The following is a 331-nucleotide window of genomic DNA, read 5'->3' as shown; positions in this document are numbered from 1 at the left end:
TTCAGATCCAGCTGAGTCAGCAGACCCGTCGCGTCGACAACGGCATGAGAGATTGCTTCCGGCACGAAATTTAAAGTTGTGTTCATGTCGGCATACAGCCCCCGCGGATCGGTTGCCCGGATGGTGAACGAGGTTGGCATGGTTGGCGTACCGCCAACTGCAAGATAACCAGATGCAGCATGTAAAGTCAGGTTGAGCCCACTGAGCGGATCCGGACCCTGGACAATGGAATAGGAAAGCGAATCGCCATTGGGATCCTGGAAGTAACGATCTAAGTAGCCGATAGATTGCTTGAACTGGCCTTGCGTCGGATTGAAAATGACCATCGGCT

1 protein-coding gene is annotated in these 331 nt (G+C 53.2%); it reads right to left on the bottom strand.

The window, feature by feature from the left end; all coding sequences use genetic code 11:
* On the bottom strand, positions 1–331 hold a 331-nt coding region (locus tag BN3772_RS29495), incomplete at both ends, for a hypothetical protein (protein WP_042204233.1).

The sequence above is a fragment of the Paenibacillus camerounensis genome (assembly GCF_000723885.1).
GTDB lineage: Bacteria > Bacillota > Bacilli > Paenibacillales > Paenibacillaceae > Paenibacillus_AQ > Paenibacillus_AQ camerounensis.
Note: the sequence above shows the minus strand (reverse complement) of the source record. Positions and strands in the feature narration are given on the sequence as shown.